At 58.9% G+C, this 22660-nt stretch carries 21 protein-coding genes and 2 tRNA genes; 3 read left to right on the top strand and 20 right to left on the bottom strand.

The annotated features are described in order from the left end of the window. Nucleotides 1-17 precede the first annotated feature (17 nt). From ATY02_RS05310 to rlmE, 8 genes are all read right to left on the bottom strand, one after another. A tRNA-Met gene (locus tag ATY02_RS05310) sits at nt 18-94 on the bottom strand. A gap of 96 nt (nt 95-190) precedes the next feature. Continuing rightward, nucleotides 191-276 (bottom strand) — tRNA-Leu (locus tag ATY02_RS05305). 29 nt (nt 277-305) lie between these two features. Beyond that, complete coding sequence (gene secG / locus ATY02_RS05300) at nt 306-689, bottom strand: preprotein translocase subunit SecG (RefSeq protein ID WP_083235775.1); 384 nt, start codon at nt 687-689, stop codon at nt 306-308. A 4-nt stretch (nt 690-693) separates the two neighbouring features. Continuing rightward, the gene (gene tpiA, locus ATY02_RS05295; protein WP_068577799.1) at nt 694-1449 is read right to left on the bottom strand and encodes a triose-phosphate isomerase; all 756 of its coding nucleotides are present in this window, start codon (nt 1447-1449) and stop codon (nt 694-696) included. Between the two features lie 66 nt (nt 1450-1515). Then, nucleotides 1516-2853, bottom strand: coding sequence for a phosphoglucosamine mutase (gene glmM, locus ATY02_RS05290; protein WP_068577797.1), 1338 nt, complete (start codon nt 2851-2853; stop codon nt 1516-1518). 16 nt (nt 2854-2869) lie between these two features. Continuing rightward, complete coding sequence (folP, locus tag ATY02_RS05285; RefSeq protein WP_068577795.1) at nt 2870-3721, bottom strand: dihydropteroate synthase; 852 nt, start codon at nt 3719-3721, stop codon at nt 2870-2872. A gap of 8 nt (nt 3722-3729) precedes the next feature. Then, complete coding sequence (gene ftsH / locus ATY02_RS05280) at nt 3730-5634, bottom strand: ATP-dependent zinc metalloprotease FtsH (protein WP_068577793.1); 1905 nt, start codon at nt 5632-5634, stop codon at nt 3730-3732. A 202-nt stretch (nt 5635-5836) separates the two neighbouring features. Continuing rightward, the gene (gene rlmE / locus ATY02_RS05275) at nt 5837-6466 is read right to left on the bottom strand and encodes a 23S rRNA (uridine(2552)-2'-O)-methyltransferase RlmE (RefSeq protein WP_068577791.1); all 630 of its coding nucleotides are present in this window, start codon (nt 6464-6466) and stop codon (nt 5837-5839) included. 105 nt (nt 6467-6571) lie between these two features. Here rlmE and ATY02_RS05270 point away from each other — a divergent pair, with 105 nt between their 5' ends. Continuing rightward, on the top strand, nt 6572-6880 hold the full coding sequence (locus tag ATY02_RS05270) for a YhbY family RNA-binding protein (RefSeq protein WP_068577789.1): 309 nt from the start codon (nt 6572-6574) through the stop codon (nt 6878-6880). A gap of 12 nt (nt 6881-6892) precedes the next feature. Here ATY02_RS05270 and ATY02_RS05265 read toward each other — a convergent pair whose 3' ends face one another. The 8 genes from ATY02_RS05265 to grpE all read right to left on the bottom strand — a co-directional run bounded on the left by ATY02_RS05265 (nt 6893) and on the right by grpE (nt 17391). After that, nucleotides 6893-7297 carry an MFS transporter gene (locus tag ATY02_RS05265; RefSeq protein ID WP_068577787.1) on the bottom strand — a complete coding sequence of 135 codons (405 nt, stop codon included), beginning with the start codon at nt 7295-7297 and terminating at the stop codon, nt 6893-6895. 28 nt (nt 7298-7325) lie between these two features. After that, entirely contained in the window at nt 7326-7802 is a 477-nt protein-coding gene (greA, locus tag ATY02_RS05260) for a transcription elongation factor GreA (RefSeq protein WP_068577785.1), read from the bottom strand. Continuing rightward, nucleotides 7799-11020: a carbamoyl-phosphate synthase large subunit gene (gene carB, locus ATY02_RS05255; protein WP_068577778.1), complete on the bottom strand. Its 3222-nt coding sequence runs from the start codon at nt 11018-11020 to the stop codon at nt 7799-7801. Before carB ends, greA begins: the two co-directional genes overlap by 4 nt. A gap of 129 nt (nt 11021-11149) precedes the next feature. After that, a complete protein-coding gene (carA, locus tag ATY02_RS05250; protein WP_068577776.1) occupies nt 11150-12286 on the bottom strand; it encodes a glutamine-hydrolyzing carbamoyl-phosphate synthase small subunit in 1137 nt (378 codons plus the stop codon). A 256-nt stretch (nt 12287-12542) separates the two neighbouring features. Further along, nucleotides 12543-13349 carry a 4-hydroxy-tetrahydrodipicolinate reductase gene (dapB, locus tag ATY02_RS05245; protein WP_068577774.1) on the bottom strand — a complete coding sequence of 269 codons (807 nt, stop codon included), beginning with the start codon at nt 13347-13349 and terminating at the stop codon, nt 12543-12545. A 10-nt stretch (nt 13350-13359) separates the two neighbouring features. Then, complete coding sequence (gene dnaJ / locus ATY02_RS05240; RefSeq protein WP_068577773.1) at nt 13360-14484, bottom strand: molecular chaperone DnaJ; 1125 nt, start codon at nt 14482-14484, stop codon at nt 13360-13362. Between the two features lie 321 nt (nt 14485-14805). Beyond that, nucleotides 14806-16722: a molecular chaperone DnaK gene (dnaK, locus tag ATY02_RS05235; protein WP_068577772.1), complete on the bottom strand. Its 1917-nt coding sequence runs from the start codon at nt 16720-16722 to the stop codon at nt 14806-14808. 102 nt (nt 16723-16824) lie between these two features. Next, nucleotides 16825-17391 (bottom strand): nucleotide exchange factor GrpE, encoded by a 567-nt coding sequence (gene grpE / locus ATY02_RS05230; protein WP_068577771.1) that lies wholly within the window; start codon nt 17389-17391, stop codon nt 16825-16827. A 250-nt stretch (nt 17392-17641) separates the two neighbouring features. Here grpE and recN point away from each other — a divergent pair, with 250 nt between their 5' ends. Next, nucleotides 17642-19315: a DNA repair protein RecN gene (gene recN / locus ATY02_RS05225; RefSeq protein ID WP_068577769.1), complete on the top strand. Its 1674-nt coding sequence runs from the start codon at nt 17642-17644 to the stop codon at nt 19313-19315. A gap of 99 nt (nt 19316-19414) precedes the next feature. Here recN and fur read toward each other — a convergent pair whose 3' ends face one another. Continuing rightward, nucleotides 19415-19819 (bottom strand): ferric iron uptake transcriptional regulator, encoded by a 405-nt coding sequence (gene fur / locus ATY02_RS05220; protein WP_011059185.1) that lies wholly within the window; start codon nt 19817-19819, stop codon nt 19415-19417. A gap of 98 nt (nt 19820-19917) precedes the next feature. Here fur and ATY02_RS05215 point away from each other — a divergent pair, with 98 nt between their 5' ends. Continuing rightward, entirely contained in the window at nt 19918-20442 is a 525-nt protein-coding gene (locus ATY02_RS05215) for an outer membrane protein assembly factor BamE (RefSeq protein WP_068577765.1), read from the top strand. A gap of 61 nt (nt 20443-20503) precedes the next feature. Here ATY02_RS05215 and ATY02_RS05210 read toward each other — a convergent pair whose 3' ends face one another. The 3 genes from ATY02_RS05210 to ATY02_RS05200 are packed head-to-tail and all read right to left on the bottom strand — an operon-like array spanning nt 20504 to nt 22659. Then, nucleotides 20504-20821: an RnfH family protein gene (locus ATY02_RS05210; protein WP_068577763.1), complete on the bottom strand. Its 318-nt coding sequence runs from the start codon at nt 20819-20821 to the stop codon at nt 20504-20506. Further along, nucleotides 20814-21248 carry a type II toxin-antitoxin system RatA family toxin gene (locus tag ATY02_RS05205; RefSeq protein WP_068577761.1) on the bottom strand — a complete coding sequence of 145 codons (435 nt, stop codon included), beginning with the start codon at nt 21246-21248 and terminating at the stop codon, nt 20814-20816. The genes ATY02_RS05210 and ATY02_RS05205 overlap by 8 nt, the downstream gene beginning before the upstream one ends. Before the next feature lie 7 nt (nt 21249-21255). Continuing rightward, a complete protein-coding gene (locus ATY02_RS05200; RefSeq protein WP_068577759.1) occupies nt 21256-22659 on the bottom strand; it encodes a sodium-dependent transporter in 1404 nt (467 codons plus the stop codon). Between the last annotated feature and the right edge of the window lies 1 nt (nt 22660).

The following is a 22660-nucleotide window of genomic DNA, read 5'->3' as shown; positions in this document are numbered from 1 at the left end:
AGGGGCTCCGCTAAAACTGGTTGCGGGGGCCGGATTTGAACCGACGACCTTCGGGTTATGAGCCCGACGAGCTACCAGACTGCTCCACCCCGCGACAAAGCTGGGGCGGAAGTATACGACTGATCCCAAATAGGGTCAATGTAACCTTCCACCTACAAGAAAGCCCGCAACAGCGGGCTCTCCTGATAATTGGTACCGAGAAGGGGACTCGAACCCCTACACCCTATGGGCACAACCACCTCAAGGTTGCGTGTCTACCAATTCCACCACCTCGGCATAGACTACGTTACTGCGTGAAACTCTTCTTACTTCTGCTCTGGAGCTGGAGGTACGTCAGTCGCACTGTTAGCCGACTTTTGCTCTTGGAGCACCGGTACATCATCAGAAGCCGGTTTTTGCTTTGGTACTTCAAGTACTGCTGGATTTGGCAAACCTACTTGAGTCAGCTGATGAGCTTTCTCTTTAGCAAAGTAACCTAACCCCAAGCTGGTTATGAAGAAACCGGCGGCAAGTATAGCAGTAAACTTACTAAGAAAGGTAGAGGAACCTTGGCTTCCGAACACAGTATTTGAAGCACCTGCACCGAAAGACGCGCCAGCTTCCGCACCTTTACCCTGCTGCAGCAAAACCAGAGCAACTACGCCCAGGGCACCCAGCAGATGAAAAACGACTACGACTGTTTCCAGCATTTTCTCAGTTTCCCGCGGCGCGACAAATCGCACCGAATTCATCTGCATTCAGGGAAGCTCCACCAATGAGCCCCCCATCGATATCCGGCATGCCGAACAATTCGACCGCATTGGCCGCCTTCACGCTGCCGCCGTATAGAAGCCGCACACCTCGTGCCACTTCAGAATTTTCTGCCGCCAACTGCGCCCGGATGGCTGCATGCACATCCTGAGCTTGCTGCGGTGTCGCAGTCAGCCCGGTACCAATGGCCCAGACCGGCTCGTAAGCAATAACAGCATTGGCGAAAGCACCAACACCCAACTCTTCGATGATGCTGCCAAGCTGACGCCCGACAACCTCAAGAGTCTTACCGGCTTCGCGCTGCTCCAGGGTTTCCCCTACACACAGGATCGGCTTCAAACCGCAGGCCTGTGCCGCTGCGAACTTGCGATTGAGGACCGCATCACGCTCACCCATCATCTGGCGGCGCTCAGAGTGCCCAACCAGCACCAGGGAACAACCTGCATCGACCAACTGACTCGGAGCGATCTCGCCCGTCAACGCACCCTGCATGGGTTCCACCGCGGAGTTCTGTGCGCCGACAAAAATCGACTTGCCTTTCAAGCCATCAATCACCTGATTGATATACAAGCAAGGCGGGAACACCGCGACGTCAACACCGCTTGGCAAGGCCAGATGACGAAGGCCGTTGATCAGCTCAGCGACGCTGGCGCGGGTACCGTGCATCTTCCAGTTACCAGCTACCATAGGGCGACGCATGCTTTACCTCGTCGGTCAAAGTGGGCGCAGATGTTACCCAACCAAAACACCACTGGCAAGCTGAAATCAGGCAGAAACTTCAGCAACCAGTTTTGCCAGTTCATCGGCATAGGCGCGGACCTGGGTTTCATCGTCACCCTCGACCATGACACGCACCAGAGGCTCTGTACCGGACTTGCGCAAGAGAACTCGCCCTCGCCCAGCCATGGCAGCAGTAACACGCTCACAAGCCTCTTTCACCACAGGGTGCTCGACCGGATTCTCACCGCCACCAAAACGCACATTGACCAGCACCTGGGGGCACTTGCGCAACCCTTGCCGGCATTGAGCCAGGCTTTCGCCACGCGCCTTGAGCGCCATCAGCACTTGCAAAGCGGCAATGATCGCATCGCCAGTGGTGGCATGACGGAAGCACACGATATGCCCCGAATTTTCTCCACCCACCAACCAGTTCCGCTCTAGCAGCTCGGCGATCACATAACGGTCACCGACATTGGCCCGAACAAAAGGAATACCCAGTTCAGCCAAGGCCAACTCCAGCCCCAGATTGCTCATGAGCGTGCCGACCACGCCACCTTGGAGCTTGCCGCGCTCATGCAGGTCTCGGGAAATGATGAACAACAGCTCATCACCATCAACAATCGCGCCGGTCTGATCAACCATCAGCACCCGATCGCCATCGCCGTCAAAGGCAATACCCAGGTCGGCATGCTCAGCCAGGACCGCAGCCTGCAACTGCGCCATATGGGTAGAACCGCAGTTCTCGTTGATATTCAAGCCATTGGGTTGTGCCGACAGGACGGTAACCTGGGCCCCCAACTCACGAAATACACTTGGAGCCACTTTGTAAGTCGCGCCGTGCGCGCAATCGAGAACGACCTTCAGACCTGAAAAACTGGTACTGGAGGGCACACTGCTCTTGCAGAACTCGATGTAGCGCCCCGAGGCGTCATTGATTCGCGATACCTTGCCAAGCTTGCTGGATTCCACCACGGTCATCGGAGCATCCAGTAGCTCTTCAATCATCAGCTCGACTTCGTCGGGCAACTTGGTGCCCTCACCCGAAAAGAACTTGATGCCATTGTCATCATGGGGATTGTGCGAAGCACTGATAACAATACCGGCCTCGGCATGGAAGGTGCGTGTCAGGTAGGCGATTGCCGGAGTCGGCATAGGCCCCAGCAACATCACATCCGCACCAGCAGCGGATAAACCGGCCTCCAGAGCCGACTCGAACATGTAGCCGGAGATACGCGTGTCCTTGCCCACCAGGACGCGACAGGCACCCATGCTACGGAAAGCCATGCCCGCAGCCCAACCAAGCTTGAGCATGAAATCAGGAGTAATAGGGTATTCACCCACGCGGCCACGAATACCGTCGGTGCCAAAGTATTTCTTAGTCATAAGTACTCCATCATTCTTATTCGGCCGATTCCACTGCCGCAATCATTCGCACTACATCCACGGTCTCGGCAACATCGTGCACGCGGATAATTTTTGCCCCCTTGACTACCGCCAGCGCGGCTAGCGCCAAGCTGCCGTGCAGGCGCTCAGCTACAGGGCGATTCAATGCCTGGCCAATCATGCTCTTGCGGGATACGCCAACCAGCAACGGACACCCCAGCGAGTGCAAGGCTTGCATATGCTTGAACAGGCTCAGGTTGTGCTGCAAGGTCTTGGCAAAACCAAAGCCAGGATCAAGGACGATCCGCTCGGCACCAATTCCTACCGATGCACATGCCGCCATGCGCTCAGCCAGGAAGACACCTACTTCGTGGGTAACATCCTGATAACGAGGGTCATCCTGCATGTTTCCCGGCTCACCGAGCATGTGCATAAGGCACACCGGCAGCCCCGTGGCAGCCGCCGCATCCAGGGCACCATCACGACGTAGAGACCGAACATCATTGATCAACCCTGCACCAAGACGGGCGGTTTCACGCATGACGGCGGGCGTCGAGGTGTCAACGGAGATGATGACATCCAACTCGCGATGAATGCGCTCGACCACAGGAGCCACTCGCCCCAACTCCTCCAAAGGCGACACCACTCGCGCCCCGGGCCGGGTCGACTCGCCACCTATATCGATCAGCGTAGCCCCTGCCACAACCATGGCTTCAGCATGACGCAAGGCGACATCTAGCTGGTTGAAACGGCCGCCATCGGAAAAGGAATCAGGGGTGACATTCAAGATACCCATGACATGCGCACGGGCCAAATCAAGAACCCGGTTGCCGCAAGGCAACCGGGTAGAGGAAGAAACAGAAGTCATTTAGAACCTTAGTGGTCAGCCGCAGGGCCACCAATAGGAGTTTCCGGACGTTCGTTTTGTACCACTGGAGGAGTAGTACCCGAACCGCCCTCCCAATCACGAGGCTCACGCGGGGTGCGCCCCGCCATGATGTCATCGATCTGATCGGCATCGATGGTTTCGTACTTCATCAAGGCGTCCGCCATGGCATCCAGCTTGTCGCGGTTGTCAGTCAGGATCTGCTTCGCGGTGCCATAGCACTGATCGATGATGCTACGCACTTCGGAGTCGATGAGCTTTGCGGTCTCGGCAGACAGGCTCGCATGCTGGGAACCGGCACTGCGCCCCAGGAACACCTCGCCCTCTTCTTCCGCATACATCAGCGGACCCAATTTCTCGGAAAGCCCCCACTTGGTCACCATGTTCCGGGCAATTTGACTGGCCCGCATGATGTCGTTGGATGCCCCAGTGGTCACGCCATCGAAACCCAAGGTCATCTCTTCAGCGATACGACCACCGTAGAGCGAGCAGATCTGACTGATCAGGGCACGCTTGGACAAGCTGTAGCGGTCCTCTTCCGGCAAGAACATGGTGACCCCAAGGGCTCGCCCGCGAGGAATGATCGACACCTTGTAGACAGGATCATGCTCAGGCACCACTCGACCCACAATAGCGTGACCCGCCTCGTGGTAAGCCGTGTTCTGTTTTTCCTTCTCGGACATGACCATGGATTTGCGCTCTGCGCCCATCATGATCTTGTCCTTGGCCAGCTCGAATTCCTTCATCTCGACAATTCGCTTGCCACCACGAGCTGCGAACAGCGAAGCCTCGTTCACCAGGTTGGCCAGGTCGGCACCGGAGAAACCTGGCGTGCCACGCGCGATAACCGCTGGAGCGACATCGTCACCCATCGGAACTTTGCGCATATGCACCTTGAGAATCTGCTCACGACCGCGAATGTCCGGCAGGCCTACCACCACCTGGCGGTCGAAACGACCAGGGCGCAGCAACGCAGGGTCCAGCACATCAGGGCGGTTGGTAGCAGCGATCACGATGATGCCATCGTTCATTTCAAAGCCGTCCATCTCAACCAGCAACTGGTTGAGGGTCTGCTCGCGTTCATCATGACCACCGCCCATGCCGGCACCACGGTGACGACCGACGGCATCGATCTCGTCGATGAAGATGATGCAAGGAGCATGTTTCTTGGCCTGCTCGAACATATCGCGAACACGGCTGGCACCCACACCGACGAACATCTCGACGAAGTCGGAACCGGAAATGGTGAAGAACGGCACTTTCGCTTCGCCAGCGATAGCCTTGGCCAGCAGGGTCTTACCAGTACCTGGAGGGCCGACCATCAGTACGCCACGAGGAATCCGCCCGCCCAGGCGCTGGAACTTGCCTGGGTCACGCAGGAACTCGACCAGCTCGCCAACTTCCTCCTTGGCTTCGTCACAACCTGCGACATCAGCCAGGGTAGTTTTTACCTGATCCTCGGACAGCAGGCGCGCCTTGCTTTTGCCAAAGCTCATCGGGCCGCCCTTGCCGCCTGCGCCACCTTGCATCTGGCGCATGAAGAACATGAAGACCGCAATGATCACCAGGATCGGGAAGCTGGCCACCAGCAACTGGGTCCAGATGCTCTGCTGCTCAGGCTGCTTGCCCTCGACCACTACATGGTTATCAACCAGGTCGCCAATCAAGCCGTTGTCCTGGATCGCCGGGCGGATGGTCTTGAAGCTGTCGCCGTCGTTGCGCTTGCCGGTAATCACATAACCGTCAACGGCAACGCGCTCGACCTTGCCATCCTTAACTTGTTGAATAAAGTCTGAATAGTTGAGGGTCTGCGGCTCGTTAGGGCTGGAGAAGTTGTTCATCACCGTCACCAGGACAGCCGCGATGATCAACCAAAGGATTAGATTCTTTGCCATGTCGTTCAATTAACTACCCTCTGAAGCAAGCTCCGCTACTGGCGCGCGCTTCGCATGATATTCACCGGCCTAACTTACTACATTACCTACAGCTCTGGCAGGCGCTGTCTGTAACCCTATGTGAAACCTAGACTACACAATATGCGCTTAATACCGCGGGGGCGAAATATGAAAATCCTATCACCCCGCTCAAAACTCCTACTTACTCCGAACGCCCACGAAAGCCGCGCCCTAGCAGGTACTGCTCCCGAGAACGATCGCGGGAAGAGGTCGGTTTGCGCATCTGCACTTTCTCGAAGCTCTGCCGGACATTCTTGTGGAACTCATCAAAACCCTCCCCTTGGAAGATCTTGATCAGGAAATCGCCGCCTGGACGAAGCACACGGCTCGCGAGATCCAACGCCAGCTCGCAGAGAAACATCGCTCGAGGCATATCTACGGCTGGTAACCCACTCATATTGGGGGCCATATCGGAAATCACAAGGTCGACCTCGGAATTTCCCACCGCTTCGAGAATTCGCGCGAACACGGCATCCTCGGTGAAATCCCCCTGAATGAAGGTCACATCGGGAATGCTGTCCATCTCCAGGATATCGGAAGCGATCAAGCGCCCCTGGCCGCCAATCAGACGACTGGTCACCTGCGACCAGCCACCCGGGGCAGCTCCCAGGTCGATAACGCTCATGCCCGGGCGGATGAGACGATCTTTTTCCTGGATTTCCAGTAGCTTGTAGCTGGCACGGGAACGGTACCCATCTTTTTGCGCCATTTTGACGAATGGGTCGTTGAAATGTTCTTTTAGCCAGTTATGGCTTGTCTTGGAACGGGCCACGGGCCACCTCAAAAATAAAACGCGTCGTGATTAACTGGGCGGTCCCGGACTCGCTCGGGTAAACTGGCCGCCGCTTTTTACAAGATCAGACGCAGGGGTCAGATTATGCCGCTCACTCAAGAGCAGAAGAAACAGTACAAATCCATTGGCCACCATCTGAAACCAGTATTGACTGTGGCTGACAATGGTTTGACCGAAGGTGTACTAGCCGAACTTGAACGCGCCTTGAGCGATCACGAGCTGATCAAGATCAAGCTCAATATCCTTGAGCGCGAGTCGCGCCTGGAAGCCATCGCCGAACTGTGCAAGACCGGCAAGGCGGATCTGGTACAAGTCATCGGCAAGATGGCGTTGATCTACCGCAAGAACGCCAAGGTAAACAAGCAACTCTCGAACGTCCATCGTTTCAATTGACGTCGATCCAGGTCAAGGGTGTGCCTGGCGCACCCTTCCACCCCACCCTGGCACTGGCTGCAAGACCAGCAACAGGCCGGAGAATCCCAGGACCAAGTAGCTGAACAACTGCCAGCGCTGAGCTTCCGGCAATAACTTGTGCACAGTGAAATACATTGCACACGCATACATCGCCATCAACAGCAGTTGCCCCCGAATATCCCGCCACACGCTCTGCAACCCCTCGGACTGGATCAAGACCAGAACCTGGAGAGCGACACAAACGGCGGCGAAAGCCACCAGCAATGCACTTAGTAGCGTCGAGATCTCATCGATCAGCAACGGTGCCAGACCGATTTGCCCCAAGGCAGGCAGCAACCCGAGATGCAATAACCATAAGCCGCCGACCCACAACATCTGGGTCAGCTGCCAAAGCATGGCGCCCGCATGCAGCGGGCGCCTTCTTTCAGATGTGACGGACTTCGACAATCTCGTACTCGATAACGCCGCCTGGCGTTTTGACGACCACCACATCACCCTCTTCCTTGGCAATCAAGGCACGGGCGATCGGAGAGGCAACGGAGATCTTGCCGAGCTTGATGTCAGCCTCGTCCTCACCAACGATCTGATAGGTCACGCTCTCGTCTGTTTCGACGTTGGCGATCTCGACCGTAGTGCCAAAGATAACCTTGCCAGTATGAGCAATGGTGGTGACATCGATAACCACCGAGTTCTGCAGGCGGCCTTCGATATCACGGATCCGAGCCTCGACCATGCCTTGCTGCTCGCGCGCGGCATGGTATTCGGCATTTTCCTTCAAGTCGCCCAGTTCTCGGGCCGTGCCGATGTCCTGGCTGAGCTTCGGACGCACGACCTTGGTCAAGTGAGCATGCTCTTCTTCCAGGGCGCGAGCGCCCTGGACGGTCATTGGGTATTTATTCATGCATTCAATCCTGCGTGTAGATCCTGCAAGCGCCGAACGGTTTTTTCAGGGCCGAACTTCAGCGCTTCACAGATAGCTTCGCCAGCAGCAATCGTAGTGGTGCAGTAGATCTTGTGCTGCAAGGCGTTACGACGAATGGAGTAGGAGTCAGCAATCGACTGGCGACCTTCAGTGGTATTGATGATCAAGGTGACTTCGTCGTTCTTGATCATATCGACCACATGCGGGCGACCTTCAGTCACCTTGTTCACGCGGCGCACTTTCAGGCCAGCGGCCTCGATCACCTTGGCAGTGCCCGCGGTAGCCACCACTTCGAAGCCCAAGTGGATCAGATCACGGGCCACGCCGGCAACCAGGGGTTTGTCGTCATCACGGACACTGATGAACGCGGTACCGCCGGTCGGGAGCACTTCGCTGGCGCCCATCTGGGCCTTGGCGAATGCCTCGCCGAAGCTATCACCGACGCCCATCACTTCACCCGTGGACTTCATCTCTGGGCCGAGGATCGGGTCGACACCTGGGAACTTGGCGAACGGGAAGACGGCTTCCTTGACGCTGTAGAAGTTCGGGATGATTTCCTGGGTGAAGCCCAGCTCTTTCAGGGTTTTGCCGGCCATGACGCGGGCAGCGATCATGGCCAGCGAGGTGCCGATGCATTTGGAAACGAACGGCACGGTACGCGAAGCGCGCGGGTTGACTTCGATCACGTAGATCTTGTCGCCCTGCAGGGCCAGCTGCACGTTCATCAAGCCAACCACGCCCAGTTCCAAGGCCATTTTCTTGACCTGTACGCGGACTTCGTCCTGCACTTCCTTGCTCAACGAGTAAGGTGGCAGCGAGCAAGCGGAGTCACCGGAGTGAACACCGGCCTGTTCGATGTGCTGCATGATGGCACCGATGACCACGTCGGTGCCGTCGCACACCGCATCCACGTCCATCTCGATGGCGCAGTTGAGGAAGTGGTCGAGCAGTACCGGGCTGTCGTTGGACACCTGTACCGCTTCACGAAGGTAGCGCTTGAGCTCGTCCAGCTCGTAGACGATCTCCATGGCGCGGCCACCCAATACATAGGACGGGCGCACCACCAGCGGGTAGCCGATACCACCGGCGGCCTTGATGGCTTCGTCTTCGCTACGCACGGTGGCGTTTGGCGGCTGCAGCAGGTTCAGGCGCTGAACCATCTGCTGGAAGCGCTCGCGGTCTTCGGCGCGGTCGATAGCGTCAGGGCTGGTACCGATGATCGGCACGCCGGCTTCTTCCAGGGCGCGGGCCAGTTTCAACGGGGTTTGGCCGCCGTAGTGAACGATGACGCCCTTCGGCTTCTCGACTCGGCAGACTTCCAGCACGTCTTCCAGGGTCAGCGGCTCGAAGTACAGGCGGTCGGAGGTGTCGTAGTCGGTGGAGACGGTTTCCGGGTTGCAGTTGACCATGATGGTCTCGTAACCGTCTTCACGCAGGGCCAGCGCCGCGTGCACGCAGCAGTAGTCGAACTCGATGCCCTGGCCGATACGGTTAGGGCCACCGCCGAGGATCATGATCTTGTCACGGGTCGACGGATTGGCCTCGCACTCTTCCTCATAGGTCGAGTAGAGGTAGGCGGTGTCGGTGGCGAACTCGGCGGCGCAGGTGTCGACGCGCTTGTACACCGGGAACACTTCCAGCTTGTGACGGTGACGGCGCAGGTTCTTGTCGGTGATACCCAGCAGCTTGGCCAGACGCTGGTCGGAGAAGCCCTTGCGCTTGAGGCGCAGCATGTAGTCCTTGTCGATCGCCGAAAGGGCCAGGGTCTTGACCTTCTCTTCTTCCTTGATCAGATCTTCCATCTGCACCAGGAACCACATGTCGATACCGGTCAGCGCGAAGATTTCTTCACAGCTCATGCCCGAACGCATGGCGTCGGCCACGTACCAGATACGCTCGGCGCCCGGCACGGTCAGCTCGCGCTTCAGGATGCCGGCAGCCTCAGGGCTGGCCAGGTCGACTTTCGGGTCGAGGCCGCAGGCGCCGACTTCCAGGCCGCGCAGGGCTTTCTGCAGGGATTCCTGGAAGGTACGGCCAATGGCCATGACTTCACCGACGGATTTCATCTGGGTGGTCAGGCGGGCGTCGGCTTTCGGGAATTTCTCGAAGGCGAAGCGTGGCAGCTTGGTGACGACGTAGTCGATCGATGGCTCGAACGACGCCGGGGTACGGCCGCCAGTGATGTCGTTCTGCAACTCGTCGAGGGTGTAACCGATGGCCAGCTTGGCGGCGATCTTGGCGATCGGGAAGCCGGTAGCTTTCGAGGCCAGGGCTGAGGAGCGCGAAACGCGAGGGTTCATCTCGATCACGACCATGCGGCCAGTGTCCGGGCAGATACCGAACTGCACGTTGGAACCACCGGTTTCCACACCGATTTCACGCAGCACCGCCAGCGAGGCGTTGCGCATGATCTGGTATTCCTTGTCGGTCAGGGTCTGCGCCGGTGCAACGGTGATGGAGTCACCGGTGTGCACGCCCATCGGGTCGAAGTTCTCGATCGAGCAGACGATGATGCAGTTGTCCTTCTTGTCGCGGACCACCTCCATCTCGTATTCCTTCCAGCCGATCAGCGATTCGTCGATCAGCAGCTCTTTGGTCGGCGACAGGTCCAGGCCGCGGGTGCAGATCTCTTCGAATTCTTCACGGTTGTAGGCGATACCACCGCCAGTGCCACCCATGGTGAAGGACGGGCGAATGATGCAAGGGAAGCCAAGCTTCTCGAGCACCGCGTTGGCCTCTTCCATGCTGTGGGCGATACCGGAGCGCGGGCACTCCAGGCCGATGTCTTTCATGGCCTTGTCGAAGCGCGAACGGTCTTCGGCCTTGTCGATGGTGTCGGCGTTGGCACCGATCATCTCCACGCCGAACTTCTCCAGAACGCCGTGGCGCTCCAGGTCCAGGGCGCAGTTCAGTGCAGTCTGGCCGCCCATGGTCGGCAGCACCGCGTCCGGGCGCTCTTTCTCGATGATCTTGGCCACCGACTGCCACTTGATTGGCTCGATGTAGGTGGCGTCGGCCATGGCCGGGTCGGTCATGATGGTGGCCGGGTTGGAGTTCACCAGGATGACGCGAAAACCTTCCTCGCGCAGGGCCTTGCAGGCCTGGGCGCCGGAGTAGTCGAATTCGCAGGCCTGGCCGATCACGATCGGGCCAGCGCCGAGAATCAGGATGCTTTTAATGTCTGTACGTTTTGGCATGGTTGTCACTCAAATCCGCAGGTCAGTCGGCAAGCCGTCTTGAACAATCTCTGAGGCGCCTAAGGGGACTCCACCGGACTCGCCGGGGCCGCCCTCAGGCGCTACTCGCTACACTTTCAAGGCGAACGCTTAGCGTCGCTTGGCCATTTCGTTGATGAAGCGGTCGAACAGCGGCGCGACATCGTTCGGGCCTGGGCTGGCCTCTGGGTGGCCCTGGAAGCTGAACGCGCTCTTATCGGTACGCTCGATACCTTGCAAGGTGCCGTCGAACAGCGACTTGTGGATCGCCCGGACGTTACCCGGCAGGGAGGTTTCATCCACCGCAAAGCCATGGTTCTGGCTGGTGATCATGACCACACCGGTGTCCAGGTCCTGAACAGGATGGTTGGCGCCGTGGTGGCCATGGCCCATCTTCACGGTCTTGGCGCCGGAGGCCAGGGCCAGCAACTGGTGGCCCAGGCAGATACCGAACACCGGGATCTCGGTTTCAAGGACTTCCTTGATCGCCTTGATCGCGTAGTCGCAAGGCTCGGGGTCACCAGGGCCGTTGGACAGGAACACGCCATCAGGCTTGAGCGCCAGGACTTCGCTCGCCGGCGTCTGGGCAGGCACCACGGTGACGCGGCAACCGCGCTCTACCAGCATGCGCAGGATGTTCAGCTTGACCCCGTAGTCATAGGCGACCACGTGGTAAGGCAATTCGGAGGCCTCGATGGTGGCGTGGCTGTCGGTCTTCAGGTCCCAGACAGTCGAGCGCCATTCGTAGCTTTGCTTGGTGCTGACGACTTTCGCCAGGTCCATGCCCTTCAGGCCAGGGAAACCGCGAGCAGCGGCGATGGCTGCCTCTTCGGAGATGTTGTCACCCGCCATGATGCAGCCGTCCTGAGCGCCTTTCTCGCGCAGGATCCGGGTCAGGCGACGGGTATCGATACCCGCGATCGCCACCACATTGTTGGCTTTCAGGTAATCGGACAGGGACAGGGTGTTACGCCAGTTGCTAGCGACCAGGGGCAGGTCGCGAATGACCAGGCCGGCCGACCAGACGCGATCGGACTCGGCATCTTCCGGCGTGGTGCCAGTGTTGCCGATGTGAGGGTAGGTCAGGGTAACGATTTGCTGGGCGTAGGAAGGATCGGTAAGGATTTCCTGATAGCCGGTCATTGCGGTGTTAAACACCACCTCACCAACGGTTTGACCGTCGGCTCCAATGGCTTCGCCGCGAAAAATGCTGCCATCAGCAAGGGCGAGTATGGCTGGCTTAGTCAAGAGACCTCCCGTATATAGAGCCTGAAGGGGCGATCGCAGGTTGCAAAAAAGCGGAATGACGTATAGACACGTCACCCCGCTTCTTCATCGAATTATCTGCGCGCTTTTAGTGGACACACTAAAGCTGTAGCTTACAGAAAAAGGCTTTTTCGGTCCACCGCTAATGAGCCTTAAAGGCAGGGGAATGCGACAGGAGATCGCTTAGCGGCCGAAGACAGGACTGAAGCACAAACCCCAGCCCCGCCCCAGAGACATCTCAACGCAGGTCCAAAACGTCCTGCATATCGTAAAGACCAGGCTCACGACCATCCAGCCACAAGGCTGCGCGAACCGCCCCCTTGGCGAAGGTCATGCGACTGGAGGCCTTGTGCGTAATCTCCAGGCGCTCGCCCTCAGTGGCGAACAACACGGTGTGATCACCCACCACATCACCACCACGGACCGTGGCAAAACCGATGGTTTCACGCTCGCGAGCCCCGGTGTGACCTTCACGACCGTACACCGCGACCTGCTGCAGATCGCGCCCCAGGGCACTGGCGATCACTTCACCCATGCGCAGGGCAGTACCCGACGGCGCATCGATCTTGTGACGGTGATGAGCCTCGATGATCTCGATGTCCGCATCATCGCCCAACACCCGGGCCGCCATATCCAGCAGCTTCAACGACAGGTTCACCCCGACACTGAAGTTGGCCGCGAAGACGATCGGAATATCCTTGCCCGCCTCCACCAGCAACTGCTTTTCCTTGACCCCCAACCCCGTAGTGCCAATCACCATGGCCTTGCCGGCCTTGCGGCAGAAAGCCAGGTTCTTGAGCATCACTTCAGGCAGGGTGAAGTCGATCAGCACGTCGAACTCATCGACCACCTTCTCCAGGCTGTCGGACATTGGCACGCCAAGGCGCCCCAAGGACGCCAGCTCACCAGCATCCGCCCCCACCAGGGAACTGCCCGGACGCACGATGGCCGCAGTCAGGCCAGAGAGCGGCGAGCGCAACTGCACAGCCTCGACCAGAGTCTTGCCCATGCGCCCAGCGGCGCCCATCACAGCTATACGTCGCATGCATTACTCCTTACAGGTCGCCGAAGAAGCGCTTGACGCCCTCGAACCAGCCTGCGGTCTTGGGCGAATGCGAATTGTCGCCTTCCAGCGACCCACGCAGCTCTTCCAGCAGCTCGCGCTGGCGACGACTCAGGTTAACCGGAGTCTCTACCGCCACACGGCACATCAGGTCGCCCGCGCCACCGCCACGCACCGGCGCAACACCCTTGCCACGTACCCGGAACTGCTTGCCCGTCTGGGTGCCCTCGGGGATCTTCAACTTGACCCGGCCATCCAGGGTCGGGATTTCCAGCTCACCGCCCAGCGCCGCATCGGCAAAGCTGATCGGCACTTCACAGAACAGATGCTTGCCATCACGCTGGAAGATCGCGTGCTCACGCACATTGATCACCACGTACAGGTCACCAGTCGGGCCACCCTGGGTCCCAGCCTCACCCTCACCCGACAGGCGGATACGGTCGCCGGTATCGACACCAGCCGGCACTTTCACCGACAAGGTCTTGTACTCTTCGACACGGCCTTCGCCGTGGCACGAATCGCAAGGATCGGAAATGATCTTGCCCTGGCCATGGCAACGCGGGCAGGTCTGCTGCACCGAGAAGAAGCCCTGCTGCATGCGCACCTGACCGATACCACCACAGGTAGGGCAAGTAACTGGAGACGAGCCCTTCTTGGCCCCCGAGCCATCACATGGCTTGCAGTTGACCAGCGTCGGCACACGGATATTGACCGTAGTACCGCGCACCGCCTCTTCCAGGTTCAACTCCAGGGTGTAGCGCAGGTCGCTGCCGCGCTGGGCGCCGCCACGGGAGCCGCCACGACCACCACCGAAGAAGTCGCTGAACACATCACCGAAGATATCGGAGAAATTCTGCCCACCGAAACCGGCACCGCCGCCACCCATGCTCGGATCCACGCCAGCATGACCATACTGGTCGTAGGCAGCGCGTTTGCTGGAATCGGACAGTACTTCGTAGGCCTCGTTGGCCTCTTTGAACAGATCTTCCGACGCTTTGTCGCCGGGATTACGGTCTGGGTGGTGCTTCATCGCCAGGCGGCGGTAAGCCTTCTTCAGCTCCGCCTCGCTGGAGCCTCGCTCCACACCCAACACTTCGTAATAGTCACGCTTTGCCATAAGTCTTTGCACTCTTAAGGACGTCCGGCAAACCCCTCCTGAGCTCCGCCAAACTCGCTGAGCCCCAATACAGGCCCGGACCCAACTCACGTCAATTCAACGATCCTGGTCTTGGAAGCCGACCCGATTGCAGGTCGACGATTGCGGTCATCGCAGCCGGAAAGCAGGAGCTTCTCCGAGCCGACCGCCAGCACGCAAACGGAGCTGCATGCCGTTGAAAATTCACTGACTCCAGACACGCCAACGCGGGAGCAAGCTCCCGCGCGGCGACATCCTACCAGTCACCGCCCAAAGGCAGTCAACCGGCCGACCAACAAGACATTACTTGTGATCTTTTACTTCTTCGAACTCGGCATCGACCACGTCGTCGGCTTTTTGAGCGGACTCGGCGTTCGGTGCCGCGCCTTCTGCAGGCTGGGCCTGTTCGGCGTACATCTTCTGGGCAACCGGAGCGGAGACCTTGGACAGCTCTTCGACCTTGGCTTCGATGGCAGCCTTGTCGTCGCCCTTGACGGCGGCTTCCAGGGCAACCACGGCAGCTTCGATAGCAGTCTTCTCTTCAGCGGTCACCTTGTCACCGGCATCAGCCACCATCTTGCGAGTCGAGTGCACCAGCGCATCACCCTGGTTACGGGCAGTGGCCAGCTCTTCGAACTTGCGGTCTTCTTCCGAGTTGGCTTCAGCGTCACGGATCATCTGCTGGATTTCTTCATCCGACAGGCCAGAGTTGGCCTTGATCACGATCGACTGGGTCTTGCCGGTCGCCTTGTCCTTCGCACCTACGTGCAGGATGCCGTTGGCGTCGATGTCGAAGGTCACTTCGATCTGCGGCACGCCACGTGGAGCAGGTGGAATGTCGGCCAGGTCGAACTTGCCCAGCGACTTGTTCTGCGCGGCTTGCTTGCGCTCGCCCTGCAGCACGTGGATGGTCACGGCGCCCTGGTTGTCATCGGCAGTCGAGAACACCTGCGACTTCTTGGTCGGGATGGTGGTGTTTTTCTCGATCAGCGCAGTCATCACGCCACCCATGGTTTCGATACCCAGGGTCAGCGGGCTGACGTCCAGCAGCAGTACGTCCTTCACGTCACCGGCCAGTACAGCGCCCTGGATGGCAGCACCCATGGCAACGGCTTCGTCAGGGTTGACGTCCTTGCGAGCTTCCTTGCCGAAGAAATCGGTCACGGCTTTCTGCACCAGCGGCATACGGGTCTGACCGCCGACCAGGATCACGTCGTTGATCGAACCCACATCGATACCGGCGTCTTTCAGGGCGATACGGCATGGCTCGATGGTGCGCTGAACCAGGTCTTCGACCAGCGACTCCAGCTTGGCGCGGGAGATCTTCACGTTCAGGTGCTTAGGACCGGTGGCATCTGCAGTGATGTACGGCAGGTTGACGTCGGTCTGCTGGCTCGAGGACAGCTCGATCTTGGCCTTCTCGGCAGCTTCCTTCAGGCGCTGCATGGCCAGCGGGTCACCCTTGAGGTTCATGCCGCTTTCTTTCTTGAACTCGTCTACCAGGTAGTCGATCAGGCGGATGTCGAAGTCTTCACCACCCAGGAAGGTGTCACCGTTGGTGGCCAGCACTTCGAACTGGTGCTCGCCGTCGACTTCAGCGATCTCGATCACGGAAACGTCGAAAGTACCACCGCCCAGGTCGTAGACGATCACGGTGTGGTCGCCCTTGGCCTTGTCCATGCCGTAGGCCAGAGCGGCTGCGGTTGGTTCGTTGATGATACGTTTCACGTCCAGGCCCGCGATGCGGCCGGCGTCTTTGGTCGCCTGGCGCTGGCTGTCGTTGAAGTAGGCCGGAACGGTGATGACCGCTTCGGTCACGGCCTCGCCGAGGTAGTCTTCGGCGGTCTTCTTCATTTTCTTGAGGATTTCAGCCGAAATCTGTGGCGGAGCCATTTTCTGGCCGTTCACTTCAACCCAGGCGTCGCTGTTGTCAGCCTTGACGATCTTGTAAGGGACCATCTGGATGTCTTTCTGCACAACTTCTTCGTCGAAGCGACGACCGATCAGACGCTTTACCGCGTACAGGGTGTTGTGCGGGTTGGTCACAGCCTGGCGCTTGGCCGACTGACCTACCAGGATCTCGCCATCGTTGGCGTACGCGATGATCGACGGCGTGGTACGCGCGCCTTCGGCGTTTTCGATAACTTTTACGTTGCCGTTTTCAAGAATGGAGACGCACGAGTTGGTGGTCCCCAAGTCGATACCGATAATCTTGCCCATGTTAACTCTCCCGAAACTTTGGATTTGGATGCCGCAGCTGTCTTGGCAAACTGCGGTAGCACTTAAACGCTTGACTGATAAATGGGGGCTCTACAGCCGATTTCAAGCCTTCTCGTCAATCGAAGGCGAAACCGGTGCCGGGGCCTTGCTGACCACGACCATGGCCGGGCGCAGCAGGCGACCATTGAGCTGGTAACCCTTCTGGAACACCTTCAGAACACTGTTGGGCTCGACGTCCGCGCTTTCCTGCATGGCCATGGCCTGATGCTGCTCGGCATTGAAAGGCTCGCCGTGCGGGTCGATCGCTTCCAACTGATAGCGCTTGAGGGTGTCGTGGAACATCTTCAGGGTCAGCTCGATGCCTTCACGCATCGGACGGATGCTCTCGTCATCCGGATTGGACAACTCCAGCCCCCGCTCCAGGCTGTCGATGACCGGCAACAGGTCGCCCGCAAACTTCTCCAGGGCGAACTTGTGAGCCTTTTCCACATCCTGCTCGGCGCGGCGGCGGACGTTCTGCAGATCAGCCGCAACACGCAAAGCCTGGTCCTGCGCAGTAGCCAGTTGCTCTTCGAGCACTTGTACACGTGCCGCCAGATCTTCACCCGACGCCTCGGGGGCCTGGTTGGTGTCAGGGTTTTGCGTATCCAGGGTCTGTTCGTCAGCCATGAAACTCTCCTTTCAATATCGTCTGCGGGCCAAGCCCACTCTTCTGCCCAGCTATATGGGGACGTATTTTCAGGGTTCAAGCCCAAGCCCCGGGTAAAAGTCGCCCGCCCCTGACGAACAGCCCACGCTCACATTCCCGAACGCACTAACCAGCCCCATCCATCAAGCGAATCGAGCTAAAGGAAGGCATTGTCAGCCCGAAACAAAACACTGTATAAATAACCAGACATCTAGTTTGGGAGCGGCCTTAATGCTGGTGCACCTGTCCGTACACAATTACGCCATCGTCGAACACCTGGACCTCGAGCTGGACCGCGGGATGAGCGTCATCACAGGCGAGACCGGTGCCGGCAAGTCGATCATGCTCGACGCACTCGGCCTGACCCTGGGTGATCGCGCCGACAGCGGCGTGGTACGACCCGGGGCAGACAAGGCCGATATCCTTGCCACCTTCGACCTTGCGGACATCCCCGAGGCCCGCACCTGGCTGGCGGAGCGAGACCTGGACAGCGACGGCCCCTGCATCCTGCGCCGGGTGATCACTGCCGAAGGTCGCTCCCGTGGCTATATCAATGGCACCCCCTGCCCGCTTGGCGATCTCAAGGCACTGGGCGAGCTCCTCATCGACATCCATAGCCAGCATGAGCATCAATCCCTGCTCAAGACCGATACCCACCGCCGCCTCCTGGACGAATACGCCGGCGCCACCGACCTGGCCCGCCAGGTGCAGCTCGCCGCACAGCGCTGGCGCCAAACCCGCCAGGAACTGGAACGGCTATCCAACTCCGGGGACGAACAGCGAGCTCGCCACCAACTGCTCAGCTATCAACTGGAAGAACTGGAAAACCTTGGCCTCGGCGAGAGCGAACTTGAGGACCTGGAGCAGGAACACAAGAACCTGACCAATGCCGAAAGCCTGCTGGGTATCTGCCGACAAGTGGTAGAACAATGCAGCGAGAGTGATTCCGGCAATGTCCTCAACGCCCTGACCGTCAGCCTCAACCGCCTTTCCAGTATCGGTAGTTCTTCAGGCTCCCTCGCGGAGGCCACCAACCTGCTGGCAAGCGCACAGATCCAGGTTGAAGAGGCCGTGGGCGAACTGAACCGTTTCGTCGACAACTTCGATGCCGACCCAGCACGCCTGCAACAGCTGGAGGAGCGCCTCGACGCCATCTACACCCTTGCCCGCAAGCACCGCATCCAGCCTTTCGAGTTAGCCGCGATGCAGCAAACCCTGCTCGAGGAAATAGAGACCCTGGATGCCAACGACGAATCCATCGAGCGCCTGGGCGAAGAGCTGCAGTCCTTCGCTCGCCACTACCACGAAAAAGCCCTGGAACTAAGCCAGCTGCGCCAACAGGCCGCAACCGGGCTAGCCAGTGCGGTGGAGCTGGAAATCCAGCGCCTGGGCATGCCCGGGGGGCGCTTCACCATTGAACTGCGCCCCAACACCAGCGACGAACTGCTACCCCATGGCCTGGAGCAGGTCGAGCTACTGGTCAGCGCCAACCCCGGACAACCACTCAAGGCCTTGGCCAAGGTAGCCTCGGGTGGCGAGCTGTCACGCATCAGCCTGGCGATCCAGGTCATTACCGCCCAGACATCGCGGGTTCCAACCCTGGTGTTCGACGAAGTTGACGTAGGGATCGGTGGCCCGACCGCCGAGATCGTCGGCCAGCTCTTGCGCCGCCTTGGCGAGCGCGGCCAAGTACTGACCGTTACCCACTTGCCACAAGTGGCAGCCCAAGGACACCAGCACCTGTTCGTACACAAGGTACGTGGCAGCGACGCGACCCACACCGCTGTATCCAAGCTGCACAAGAACGAGAGGGTCGAGGAAATTGCCCGGATGCTGGGAGGCATCGACCTGACCAAGGAATCCCTGGCTCACGCCAGGAAAATGGTGGTAACCACCAAAGCCTGATACCTGGACCTCTCCTATATATAGAAAGCTCCAGAAAACACGAAGGCGACCCTAGGGTCGCCTTCGATCGTTTCACGACCATGAAGGTCGCGTAAGGGCTTACTTCTTCTTGCGCACGTACAGCACAAGATTGTGATCCACCAATTCAAAACCGTGCTTTTCGACAATCGCCTTCTGAAGCTTTTCGATTTCCTCGTCGAAGAACTCGATCACTTCACCAGACTCCACGTTGACCATATGGTCGTGGTGGCCGCCGTCAGCCAGCTCGAATACAGCATGACCGCCATCGAAGTTATGGCGCACCACCAGTCCGGCGGCTTCGAATTGAGTCAGTACACGGTAGACCGTGGCCAACCCGACATCTTCACCAGCCTCCATCAGCGCCTTGTAGACATCTTCAGCGCTCATGTGCCGCTGCTCGGTGGAGTCGAGCATTTGTAGAATTTTGACCCGTGGCAGAGTCACTTTAAGGCCGGCTTTACGTAGTTCGCTATTTTCAACCATGGTCAGCTTTCTCGCCGATGCTGCTTCGCAGCTTCTCTTAATGCGGGTATGATCGGGGTTTACGTTGTCCCAGCCAAGATAGTGGAAGTCGCCCACCGATGCAAAACACCAAGCTCTTGCTAACCAGTTTCACCTTCGTGGGACTGCTCGCACTCGCCGGTTGTTCATTCCCCGGGGTTTACAAAATCGACATCCAGCAGGGCAATGTCGTGACGCAGGACATGATAGACCAGTTGCGCCCTGGAATGACCCGACGGCAAGTACGGTTTATCATGGGCAACCCTCTGCTGACCGACACGTTCCATGCCGATCGCTGGGATTATCTCTATAGCCTGCAACCTGGCGGCGGCGAGCGCCAACAGGAACGCGTCAGCCTGATCTTCAACAATAACGATCAGCTGGTCAGCCTCGCTGGCGATTTCATGCCGGGCGTAAGCCGCGACGAAGCCCTGCTGGGCAAGGAAAGCGGCAACACCGTTACCACCCCCGAAAACGCCGAGAAGCCCAAGGCCGAGAAACCGGTCAAGCCAGGCTCCCTGCTGGATCAGATCCAGAAGGATGTGGACGGTGTCGAGACCGTTCCCGTACCTACACCCGAGCCGCTGGACACCTCGCCGCAGTAAAACTGCAGCCCACAAAAAAGCCCGGATCTACCCGGGCTTTTTTATTGCTTGGCGAAACCGGTCACGGCTCTTCGCGCTTACGTGCCTCGGCAGCCTTGGCCGCCCGCATCCGGCGCACTTCCTTGGGGTCCGCCAGCAGCGGACGATAGACCTCGATCCGATCCCCTGCCTGGAGCACGTGCCGTTCAGGGTCGTTGACCTGCCGACCGAAGATCCCGACCGGGCAAGCCATCAGGTCCAAACCGGGAAAATGCTCGCCCAAGGCAGAAGCCAATAATGCCCCTCGCAAGGTCGTACCCTCAGGCACCTGCACCTCGACCAGCAACTGGCGATCGAGCGCGGCATGCACCACTTCGATCCGCATCATCGCCTCAGCCATGCAATTGCTTGGCGCGCTGGCAGAATGCATCCACCAGGGTATTCGCCGCCTGATTGAACAGCGGCCCCAGGGTAGCGCGCACCAGCGGCCCAGCGTAGTCGAACGACAGGTCCAGGCTGATCTTGCAGGCCTTCTCGCCCAGCGGCTTGAATACCCACAGACCGTGCAACTGATTGAACGGCCCCTCCTCCAGATTCATCTCGATGGACTGCCCCGGCACCAGAGCATTACGCGTGACGAAATGCTGGCTCAACCCTCCCTTGGCCACCTCCAGGCTGGCGCGCATATGCTCGGAGCTGCTCTCCAGCACCGTGGACGAAGAGCACCAAGGGAGAAACTCCGGATACCGGGCCACATCGTTGACCAGGTCATAAAGAAACTGCGCCGGATAAGGCAAAAGGGCCGAACGTTGAATATGGGTCGTCATGTGAGCTTCATTTCCACAACTGGGCGGCAAACACCACAAGAATGCCGACGGGCGCCACATAGCGCATCAAAAACAAGGCCAGGGCGAACAACAAGGGACTGCGCAGCGACAACTCATCACGCACTGCCTCACGGCCCATCACCCAACCTGCAAATACCACGAAGCACAAACCGCCTAGGGGCAACATGATCCGCGAGGTGAAGAAGTCGATCACGCCGAAGAAGTCCAGGCCGCCGGCCGCCCCCCATTGGTAGAGGTGGAAAGCGCCGCCATCGTTCACGAAAAACTTGGCCTGTTGCCAGATGTTGAAGGAAAACACTGTTCCCAATCCCACGAACCAGCAACTGAACGCCAACCAGAACGTCACCCAGGCGCGGCGGATTTTAGTCTTCTCCACAAGATAAGCCACCATGGGCTCCAGCAGGGAAATGGCTGAACTCCATGCAGCAATGGCCACCAGGATAAAGAACACTACGCCCATGAGCTGGCCGAACGCCACATTTCCAAAGGCGAATGGCAGGCTGATGAACATCAGCCCCGGCCCTTCACTGGGATTCAGTCCCGCGGCGAAGACGATGGGGAACAGCGCCATCCCGGCCAACAACGAGACAAAGGTGTCCAGCAGCGCCACGCCAACCACCGTTCCGGCCAGGGACGAATGCTTGGGCATGTAGGCGCCGTAGATCATGATCGAGCCAACCCCCACACTGAGGGAAAAGAAGGCATGGCCCATGGCAGGCAACAGGCCATCCAGCAGCCGCTCCAGGCTGAAGTCGAACATGAAGTGCAAACCCTGCATGAAGTGCCCGGTGGTCATGCTGTAGCCCAGCAGCACCAGCAGCATCACGAACAGCAGCGGCATCATGATCCGCAGGCTACGCTCGAGCCCGGCGACCACGCCCTTGGCAATCACCAGCGCCGACAGCAGCATGAACAACGTGTGCCAGAGCGTCAGGCGCCAAGGGTCGGCGGTCACGGAAGCGAAGTAGGCCCCTACCTGCTCCGCCGTGACGCCGCTGAAATCCCCACGCCCCATGTCGATGATGTAGTCCAGCGACCAACCACCCACCACGCTATAGAAGGAAAGGATCAACAAGGCCGTGATCATTCCGGCAAAAGCGCCCCAGGACCACTTAGCCGAATGCCCGGCCTCTTGGGCCAGGACTTTCAGCGCATTCGCCGGACTCTGCCGAGCCCGTCGCCCGATCAATGTCTCGGCCAACATCACCGGCAAGCCGATCAGCGCGATACACGCCAGGAACACCAGGACAAAAGCACCGCCACCATAGACGCCGACCATATAGGGGAATTTCCAGATGCTCCCCAGGCCCACGGCCGAACCAGTTGCAGCGAGTATAAAGACCCAGCGGCTTGCCCAACCGCCATGGACAGAGACCCTGTCTGTCGACATC

The organism is Pseudomonas sp. BIOMIG1BAC (assembly GCF_001705995.2).
In the GTDB taxonomy this organism is placed as follows: Bacteria; Pseudomonadota; Gammaproteobacteria; order Pseudomonadales; family Pseudomonadaceae; genus Aquipseudomonas; species Aquipseudomonas sessilinigenes.
The sequence above is the reverse complement of the archived record's forward strand: the minus strand, read 5'-3'. Positions and strand labels throughout refer to the sequence as shown.

What these genes read in the sequence shown, in the direction of transcription:
- secG (WP_083235775.1), bottom strand. Translation starts at nt 689, where the DNA reads ATGCTGGAAACAGTCGTAGTCGTTTTTCATCTGCTGGGTGCCCTGGGC.
- glmM (WP_068577797.1), bottom strand. Translation starts at nt 2,853, where the DNA reads ATGACTAAGAAATACTTTGGCACCGACGGTATTCGTGGCCGCGTGGGT.
- ATY02_RS05205 (WP_068577761.1), bottom strand. Translation starts at nt 21,248, where the DNA reads ATGACGACCCATATTCAACGTTCGGCCCTTTTGCCTTATCCGGCGCAG.
- tpiA (WP_068577799.1), bottom strand. Translation starts at nt 1,449, where the DNA reads ATGCGTCGCCCTATGGTAGCTGGTAACTGGAAGATGCACGGTACCCGC.
- carB (WP_068577778.1), bottom strand. Translation starts at nt 11,020, where the DNA reads ATGCCAAAACGTACAGACATTAAAAGCATCCTGATTCTCGGCGCTGGC.
- ATY02_RS05210 (WP_068577763.1), bottom strand. Translation starts at nt 20,821, where the DNA reads ATGGCTGAGGCGATGATGCGGATCGAAGTGGTGCATGCCGCGCTCGAT.
- folP (WP_068577795.1), bottom strand. Translation starts at nt 3,721, where the DNA reads ATGACTTCTGTTTCTTCCTCTACCCGGTTGCCTTGCGGCAACCGGGTT.
- ATY02_RS05215 (WP_068577765.1), top strand. Translation starts at nt 19,918, where the DNA reads ATGCAAAACACCAAGCTCTTGCTAACCAGTTTCACCTTCGTGGGACTG.
- greA (WP_068577785.1), bottom strand. Translation starts at nt 7,802, where the DNA reads ATGAATAAATACCCAATGACCGTCCAGGGCGCTCGCGCCCTGGAAGAA.
- ATY02_RS05265 (WP_068577787.1), bottom strand. Translation starts at nt 7,297, where the DNA reads ATGCTTTGGCAGCTGACCCAGATGTTGTGGGTCGGCGGCTTATGGTTA.
- fur (WP_011059185.1), bottom strand. Translation starts at nt 19,819, where the DNA reads ATGGTTGAAAATAGCGAACTACGTAAAGCCGGCCTTAAAGTGACTCTG.
- dnaK (WP_068577772.1), bottom strand. Translation starts at nt 16,722, where the DNA reads ATGGGCAAGATTATCGGTATCGACTTGGGGACCACCAACTCGTGCGTC.
- grpE (WP_068577771.1), bottom strand. Translation starts at nt 17,391, where the DNA reads ATGGCTGACGAACAGACCCTGGATACGCAAAACCCTGACACCAACCAG.
- ftsH (WP_068577793.1), bottom strand. Translation starts at nt 5,634, where the DNA reads ATGGCAAAGAATCTAATCCTTTGGTTGATCATCGCGGCTGTCCTGGTG.
- ATY02_RS05200 (WP_068577759.1), bottom strand. Translation starts at nt 22,659, where the DNA reads ATGTCGACAGACAGGGTCTCTGTCCATGGCGGTTGGGCAAGCCGCTGG.
- dapB (WP_068577774.1), bottom strand. Translation starts at nt 13,349, where the DNA reads ATGCGACGTATAGCTGTGATGGGCGCCGCTGGGCGCATGGGCAAGACT.
- dnaJ (WP_068577773.1), bottom strand. Translation starts at nt 14,484, where the DNA reads ATGGCAAAGCGTGACTATTACGAAGTGTTGGGTGTGGAGCGAGGCTCC.
- ATY02_RS05270 (WP_068577789.1), top strand. Translation starts at nt 6,572, where the DNA reads ATGCCGCTCACTCAAGAGCAGAAGAAACAGTACAAATCCATTGGCCAC.
- recN (WP_068577769.1), top strand. Translation starts at nt 17,642, where the DNA reads ATGCTGGTGCACCTGTCCGTACACAATTACGCCATCGTCGAACACCTG.